The 7,143-nt window shown below is 68.5% G+C and carries 9 protein-coding genes; 4 read left to right on the top strand and 5 right to left on the bottom strand.

Translation table 11 applies throughout. The features are described from left to right. Positions 1-500, bottom strand: a 500-nt coding sequence (locus ACH107_RS28075) for a hypothetical protein (RefSeq protein WP_412509016.1), incomplete at its 3' end; no start/stop codon positions are given. A gap of 113 nt (positions 501-613) precedes the next feature. On the opposite strand from ACH107_RS28075, the gene ACH107_RS28080 reads away from it, so the two are divergent. Then, positions 614-1,657, top strand: coding sequence for an aldo/keto reductase (locus tag ACH107_RS28080; protein WP_412509018.1), 1,044 nt, complete (start codon positions 614-616; stop codon positions 1,655-1,657). Between the two features lie 12 nt (positions 1,658-1,669). Here ACH107_RS28080 and ACH107_RS28085 read toward each other — a convergent pair whose 3' ends face one another. After that, a complete protein-coding gene (locus ACH107_RS28085; RefSeq protein ID WP_412509019.1) occupies positions 1,670-2,527 on the bottom strand; it encodes a helix-turn-helix domain-containing protein in 858 nt (285 codons plus the stop codon). A 106-nt stretch (positions 2,528-2,633) separates the two neighbouring features. Here ACH107_RS28085 and ACH107_RS28090 point away from each other — a divergent pair, with 106 nt between their 5' ends. Together ACH107_RS28090 and ACH107_RS28095 are read left to right on the top strand one after the other, a co-directional pair. Further along, positions 2,634-2,840, top strand: a complete 207-nt coding sequence (locus ACH107_RS28090) for a DUF2061 domain-containing protein (RefSeq protein WP_412509020.1) — start codon at positions 2,634-2,636, stop codon at positions 2,838-2,840. Beyond that, a complete protein-coding gene (locus ACH107_RS28095; RefSeq protein WP_412509021.1) occupies positions 2,833-3,741 on the top strand; it encodes a fatty acid desaturase in 909 nt (302 codons plus the stop codon). The genes ACH107_RS28090 and ACH107_RS28095 overlap by 8 nt, the downstream gene beginning before the upstream one ends. A 48-nt stretch (positions 3,742-3,789) precedes the next feature. Here the strand turns inward: ACH107_RS28095 and ACH107_RS28100 are convergent, their stop codons facing one another. Together ACH107_RS28100 and ACH107_RS28105 are read right to left on the bottom strand one after the other, a co-directional pair. Then, positions 3,790-4,491 carry an NUDIX hydrolase gene (locus ACH107_RS28100; protein ID WP_412509023.1) on the bottom strand — a complete coding sequence of 234 codons (702 nt, stop codon included), beginning with the start codon at positions 4,489-4,491 and terminating at the stop codon, positions 3,790-3,792. Between the two features lie 25 nt (positions 4,492-4,516). Beyond that, a complete protein-coding gene (locus ACH107_RS28105; RefSeq protein ID WP_412509025.1) occupies positions 4,517-4,906 on the bottom strand; it encodes a DUF983 domain-containing protein in 390 nt (129 codons plus the stop codon). A 221-nt stretch (positions 4,907-5,127) separates the two neighbouring features. On the opposite strand from ACH107_RS28105, the gene ACH107_RS28110 reads away from it, so the two are divergent. Then, positions 5,128-5,862, top strand: a complete 735-nt coding sequence (locus tag ACH107_RS28110) for an EF-hand domain-containing protein (RefSeq protein WP_412509027.1) — start codon at positions 5,128-5,130, stop codon at positions 5,860-5,862. Between the two features lie 59 nt (positions 5,863-5,921). Here ACH107_RS28110 and ACH107_RS28115 read toward each other — a convergent pair. After that, the coding region (locus ACH107_RS28115) for a diguanylate cyclase domain-containing protein (RefSeq protein ID WP_412509028.1) at positions 5,922-7,143 on the bottom strand (1,222 nt) is incomplete at its 5' end.

Raw genomic sequence — 7,143 nt, forward strand, 5'->3', positions numbered from 1 at the left:
AGGATGGTGCAGACCATCGGGCCGAGCGGTTCGCGACCAGCGATTCTGCAAACTCTGCTCTCGGCGCCGGGCGTGAGGACAAGCCCCAGCGGCATGTCCTGCCCGCCCTCCGCCGCGCCGGCTTCGGCGGCGAGGTGAAGCCGGCGCACCGGTGTCAGCGGCGGCGGTGCCGGCAGGTCGCCCACCACCAGCGGGACCACGCCGCTGCGCAGCGTTTCCTCCAGTGTCCAGAGGACATCCTCGGGACGATCCGGGGAGACGAAGGTGAAACGCTGCGGCGCGGTGAAGGGGACCATCCCCTCGGGGTTGAGGCCGTCGGCCCGCCCGGCCGGGGCGATCCAGAAGACCGGCCCGCGCATGGCCGCGGCGACCAGCATGGCCAGCACGTGCCGTGCCGGCCCGCAGACTTCGTGCAGGCGGGCAAGCGGGAGCCTGACATCCCCCAGCACGGGCAGGGCCGGCCGGGACGGGGCGTTGCGTGCAAGGATCGGCGCGGTCATGGTGTTGAGCCTAGAATATTCATGTTTTGTTCTCAAGCGCGGATTCCGGGTGACACCCCGGGCAAAACCGTTAGGGTCTCGCCTGTAACCGGAGACGGAAAGAGGGCAGGGACATGCGGACGAGGCCGCTGGGGCGCACCGGCATCGAAGTGAGTGACCTGTGTCTCGGGTCCATGACCTGGGGTACGCAGAACACCGAGGCCGAAGGCCATGCCCAGATCGACATGGCGCTGGACCACGGCATCAATTTCATCGACACCGTCGAGATGTACCCCGTCAACCCGGTGGCGGCCGAGACGATCGGCCGTACCGAGGAGATCATCGGCAGCTGGATCGCCGCGTCGGGCCGGCGCGACGAGGTGGTGCTGGCCACGAAGCATTCCGGCGCGGGCCTGAAACATGTCCGCGACGGCGCGCCGATCTCGTCGGACACGATTCCCGGCGCGGTCGAGGGATCGCTGCGCCGGCTGCGCACGGAGTGCATCGACCTTTACCAGTTCCATTGGCCCAACCGGGGCAGTTACATGTTCCGACAGAACTGGCGGTATGACCCGTCCGGGCAGGACCGCGAGGCGACGCTGGCGCACATGGAGGACACGCTGGCGGCGTTGCAGAAGGAGGTGGACAAGGGCCGTATCCGCGCCTTCGGCCTGAGCAATGAAAGCGCGTGGGGCACCGCGCAATGGCTGCGCGTCGCCGAGATGCGGGGCGGGCCGCGGGTGGCCTCGATCCAGAACGAGTATTCCCTGCTCTGCCGCCTTTACGACACCGACCTTGCCGAGCTGAGCGTGAACGAGGAGGCCGGCCTGCTGGCCTTTTCGCCGCTGGCGGCGGGATTGCTCACGGGCAAGTACCAGGCCGGCGCGGTGCCCGACGGGTCGCGCATGACGTTGAATGGAACCCTTGGCGGGCGTATCACCGACCGGGTATTCCCCGCCGTTACGGCCTATCTGGAAATCGCGCGCCGCCACGGGATCGACCCCGTGCAGATGGCGCTGGCATGGTGCCTGACGCGGCCTTTCATGACCTCCGTGATTTTCGGCGCAACGACGCCGGAGCAATTGAAACGCGCCATCGGCAGCGCGGAGTTGCGCTTGTCGGAGGACGTGCTGGCCGAGATCGACGCGGCCCACAAGGCCCACCCGATGCCGTACTGAGCCACGGCAAGGTCAGGGCATCGCGGCCAGTGCGCGCACATGTTCGGGCAGGCCGCGGGCCGTCACGTCGGCCTCGCGCACCAGCGTGTCGAAATGGGCGGTCAGGGCCTGCACGCGCTCGGTGTCGCGGAAGGCAAGGTAGCTTTGCCCGATATAGAGCACCGCCAGCAGCGGCCCGAAGACGGTGACGGGCGCCGAGTAGAGCCTGCGCGCATCGAAGAGGTAGACGCGCAGACGCGGATAGAGCTGTTCGGTCACCTGCAGGAGGTACGCCACCTGTTCGTCGCGGATGTCGCGGGGCAGGCCGGCATAATACCCTTCGCCGCGCACGAAGGAATAGAGTTCAAAGAGCGGCAGCGCGATCTCGTAATCCGATTGCGTCCCGCGTATCCATGCCAGCCGGTCCTCGGAGGCGCCGATCGCCTGATCGGTGCTGCGCCCCAGATGCGGCGCGTATTCCCATTTCAGCATCGCGCGGGTCTTGAGCATGTCTGGCAGGCCGGCCGGGACGTGGCGGATCTTGTAGCCCGCCGCCTCCTTGTGCCAGCGGAAGATCTGCTCGTCCACCAGCGCGCGGGGCGCCTGTGTCAGTGACAGGGTATTGGCAAGGATGTCGGCCGCCGTTTCCGGCCGGTCGGTGAGCCCCAGCAGCCAGTCGGCCGACACCCCGAGCGCGGCGGCGCATTCGCCGACAACCTGTGCGTTGGGCAGGCGCCCGCCATCGCCCTTGAGCAGTTGCGACACCGTCGAGCGGTCCACGCCGATGCGGCGCGACAGCGCGCTCTGGTTGGTGCCGCGGTCGCGCATCGCGTCGGCAAGGCGGGTACGGAACAGCTCGGCACGGTGGCGTTTGTCGGTATTTGTCGGCATGTGGTGATATATATCAACATTGCGGATAAATGTTAACCATATTCCGACTGGTTCGCGCCGTGGTTCGGGCGTAGCGAAAAGGAGATCAACAAAGCGGGAGAAAGGAATGGAGACGCGGCGTCGCACGCTCGTGAAGGCTGTGGTGTGGAACGTGATCGGGCTGTGCGTGATGAGCCTTGTCGGGCTGGTCATGACGGGCTCGGCCCTTGTTGGCGGCACCATGGCGGTGATCAACACGGTGATCGGGCTGACCTCGTATTTCGTCTACGAGCGTGTCTGGGCCGGTATCCGCTGGGGGCGCACGCATGGCTGAGGCACGCGGACCCGTCGAGTGGCCAACCCTGCTGCTGACCCTGGCCTGCTACGCGGGCTGGGCGCTGGCTACCACGTGGGTGGCGGCGCTGTGGCTGCCGCTGGGGGTGGGGTTGACGATGCTGTGCATCGCGCTGCATTCCTCGCTCTGCCACGAGATGCTGCATGGCCACCCGTTCCGAAGCCGGGCACTGAACGCGGCGCTGGTTTTTCCCGCGCTCGGGCTTTTCGTGCCTTACCTGCGGTTCCGCGACACGCATCTGGCGCATCACCGGGATTCGCGGCTGACCGACCCTTATGACGACCCCGAGAGCAATTACATGGACCCGGCCGTCTGGGCGCGGCTGCCCGGCCGGGTGCGGCGGCTGCTGCAGTTCAACAACACGCTGGCGGGGCGTGTGCTGGTCGGGCCGCTGATCGGGCAGGTGGCCTTCATCCTCGGCGATTGGCGGGCGATCCGGGCCGGGGACATGCGGGTGCTGCGCGGCTGGTTGTGGCATGTCCCGGCAGTGGTGCCGGTGCTGGCTTGGGCCGTCTGGGCGTCGATCCCGGTCTGGGCGTACCTGCTGGCGGCCTATGGCGCGATGTCCATCCTCAAGATCCGCACTTTCCTCGAACACCGCGCGCATGAAACGGCTGCGGGCCGGACCGTCGTGATCGAGGACCGGGGCCTGCTGGCCTTTCTTTTCCTCAACAACAATCTCCACGCAGTTCACCACCTGCACCCGCGGGTGGCGTGGTACGATCTGCCCGGGCTTTTCGCGCGGCACCGCGACAGCTTCCTTGACCTCAACGACGGGTATCACTTCCGCTCCTACGGCGAGATATTCCGCCGCTACTTTCGCCGGGCCAAGGACCCGGTGCCGCATCCGCTGTGGCCGGGGCCGGGCAAGGATGGCTGAGGACACCCCGGAATTGGCGCTGTGGCCGCCCGACCCGGGGCCGCGGGCTCAGCCCTGTTGCAGTGGGCTGCGGCCGTCGAGGCGCAGGAACAGGCTTTCCTCGTCATCGTTGCGGAAGAAGGGAACCGAGGCGGGCGGCGCGGTGTCGTGCACCCGCGCGGCGACCTCGGCGAGGACGACCTCGGTGATGAAGGGCAGATCGAGCTCCCGCGCGCGCGCCAGCGGAACCCATTGCAGGTGGCCGAGCTCGTCGCAGGCGGCGCTGAAATCGTCCGGGTCGCCGGCAAGCTCGGCGGCATCGACAAGGAAAAACCGGGCGTCAAAGCGCCGGGGACGGCCCGGCGGGGTGATCGCGCGGAAAACGAATTGCAGGCCCTGCGCGGCCGGCACATGACCGTGCGCCGCGAAGCCATGCCAGTCGGGCGGCACGTCACCCGGCCACGTGCCGGGGCAGCCGAGGATCAGGCCCGTTTCTTCCCACAATTCGCGAATGGCCGCGGCGGCCAGCGCGTGCGGGGCGGCGGTGCCGCCCTGCTCGAGCAGGCGGGTGGTGCAGATCTCGGGCAGGGGCGTGGCCAGCGGCACGACCGCGTCGGCGTCATCCACCGCGCCGCCGGGAAAGACGAATTTCGAGGGCATGAAGGCGGCCCGGGTGCCGCGCTGACCCATCAGTACCTTCGGCGTTCGGGTCCGGTCGCGGATAACGATCACCGTGGCGGCATCACGTATGGGCGCGGGCGTGGTGGTCATGTCGTGCGTGGCCGGGCTTGCGCTGTCAGGCCTTGCCCCCGAACCCGTGCATCAGCCGGGCCCACTGGAACGCCACGATCATGCCCTTGAGCCGCGGCAGGAGATAGAGCGAGAGCGCCACGCAGCCGGTCGCGAAGACCGTGAACAGGACAAGCGGTTCGGGCCGCCACGCGACGAACACGATATGCAGCATCGGCGCCATGATGTGCCCCACGATCAGGATGGTCAGGTAGGCCGGTCCGTCATCGGCGCGATGATGGTGAAGTTCCTCGCGGCAGACGGTGCAGCTGTTGCGCACCTTCAGGTAGCTCTTGAGCAGGGGGCCGCTGCCGCAGTTGGGGCACTTGCGGCGAAAGCCCTTGAAAATGGCCGGCATGAGCGGCCGTTCCAGCGTCTGAGCGGTATGATCTTGCATGACGACCTCATCGTGTTGACCGCGGGAATGTGAGCCAGACTTGCCGGTTTTGAAAGGTGCCAAAGCGTCCTTGCGTCCGGATGTCGCAAAGCGCCACCGGGCCCGGCAGGTCGATGCCCGCTTTTTCACAGGTTGTTGCGTTGTACGACAAGATACCCCACTCTGAAAGAACATGCTGGCGCCGGACGTCCGGCGTAGGGCACGAAAAAGGGAGAGACAGAATGAGATCCACTTTTCTGACGACAGGTATTTCGATGGTTCTGCTGATGGCAGGGTCCGGCGCGGCGCTGGCGCAGCAGGCGGGACAGGGCAGTACGGGAAACGGCCCCGCCTTCGAGTTCGAGGAACTGGATGCCGACGGGGACGGGAGGATCACGCGCGAGGAAATGCAGGCCCGCGGGCAGGCCCGGTTCGAGGCGGCGGACACGGACGGCGACGGCCTGTTGTCGCGCGACGAGATGATGGCGCGGATGCGCGCCATGATGGAGCAGCGCATGGCGCGGCGGTCGCAGATGATGATGGAACGGGCCGACGCCGATGGTGACGGTCAGCTCAGCCTCGAGGAGATGCGCGGCATGCGCGCCGGCCGGATGATGGCGCATCATGACACGGACGGTGACGGCGCGATCTCGCAAGAGGAATTCGATGCGATTGCCGGGCGGCACGGGGGGCGCCGCGGCATGGCCGATGGTGACATGCGCATGGGCGCGCAGCGGCATCAAGGCAAGCCGCGCGACCACGATCAGGGCGCGCGCATGGGCCAATCCGGCGGGAAGCACGGCAAAATGCACGGCCGCCACGGCAAGGGCATGAAAAATGACATGTCCCGGCACGCCGGCGATTCCCATGGCGGGGCGCACGGACAGCACCACCACCATCATCATCACCACTACCACCACCATTATCACCACCACGGCGATCATGGCGGCCAGCACGGCTACGGCCACGGGGGCTGACACGGTGACAGGGCGGGTCCGCACGGGCCCGCCGGCGCCACGCCGACAGGCAATGACCGTCAGGCGGCGCTGCGCGTGCAGAACGTGACGGTGTCTCGGCCGCGCGCCTTGGCTTCGTAGAGCGCGCTGTCGGCTTTGCCGATCAGGGTGTCGACACCGCCGGGCGGCGTGAGCCCGGGATGGGCCATGGTCACGCCGAGGCTGACGGTCACGCGAACCGGGCCTTTCCCGTCTCCGAGGGCGATCGGAGTGTCGCGGACCGCGGCGCATGCCCTGTCGGCGAGCCGCCGCGCCTGCCTGCGCGTGAGGCCGGGCATGACGATGAGGAATTCCTCACCGCCGATGCGGGCGACGAGACCCGCATCGCCGGTCAGGCCGCAGAGCCTGCCGGCGACCTGCCGCAGGACGGCGTCCCCGGCGGCATGGCCGTGGCGGTCGTTGACGGCCTTGAAATGGTCGAGATCGGCCACCATCACGGCGATGCCGCGCCCGGCCGGGCCGCCGCGGTCAAGCAGGCGGCGCAGGTGGGGAAGGGCGTAGCGGCGGTTGTGGATCCCGGTCAGCGGGTCGCGCAGGGCGGCGTCGAGCCCGCTGTGCATCTGTCGGCGCAGCGTGTCGAGGGTGGTCTTGTGCTCGAGCTGCCGGTCGAGCCGAAGGCGGATTTCGGCCCCGGACATGCCGGGCAGCAGCGCTTCACTGGCGCCCATGTCAAGCAGCGCGGCCGCGCCATGCGCCGATGAGGCGCTCAACAGGGCGACGACGGGGTGATGGCGTGTCCGCGGCGCCGCGCGAAGATCGGCCATCAGGCGCAGGGCCGCGTCACTGTCGGTGCCCCCGATGGCCAGCACGTAGATGTCCGGCGGGGATGGCCCCCCGGCGAGCGTTATGGCCGCGTCCGCGGCGACGGTCGTCACGCAGAAACCGCCGCTGTCGGCAAGCCGTTGCCCGGCCTGCCGGGCGGCGGCGCCCGGCGGGGCGATGAGCGCGATCCGGCCCTTTTGCCGGAAACCGGCCTGCGCGTCGGCGAACCCGAGAACCTGCGCCGTGTCACTGCTGAGCGGGTAATCGTCGCGGGCATGCTGCCGCCGTAGAAGGGCCCGCAACCTTGCCAGCAGCAGTGCCTTGTCAAACGGGCGCGCGATGACGTCGTCGGCCCCCGCCGCGAGAGCGCGCGCCCGCGCGGCGGGATCGTCCTGCGACAGCATCACGACCAAGGGCGGCGTCCTGCCCGGACTTTCCCGGAAGAGCGACGCGGCCAGCGCCGGGCCCCCGTCCGGGGCG

The sequence above is a fragment of the Roseovarius halophilus (ex Wu et al. 2025) genome (assembly GCF_047086965.1).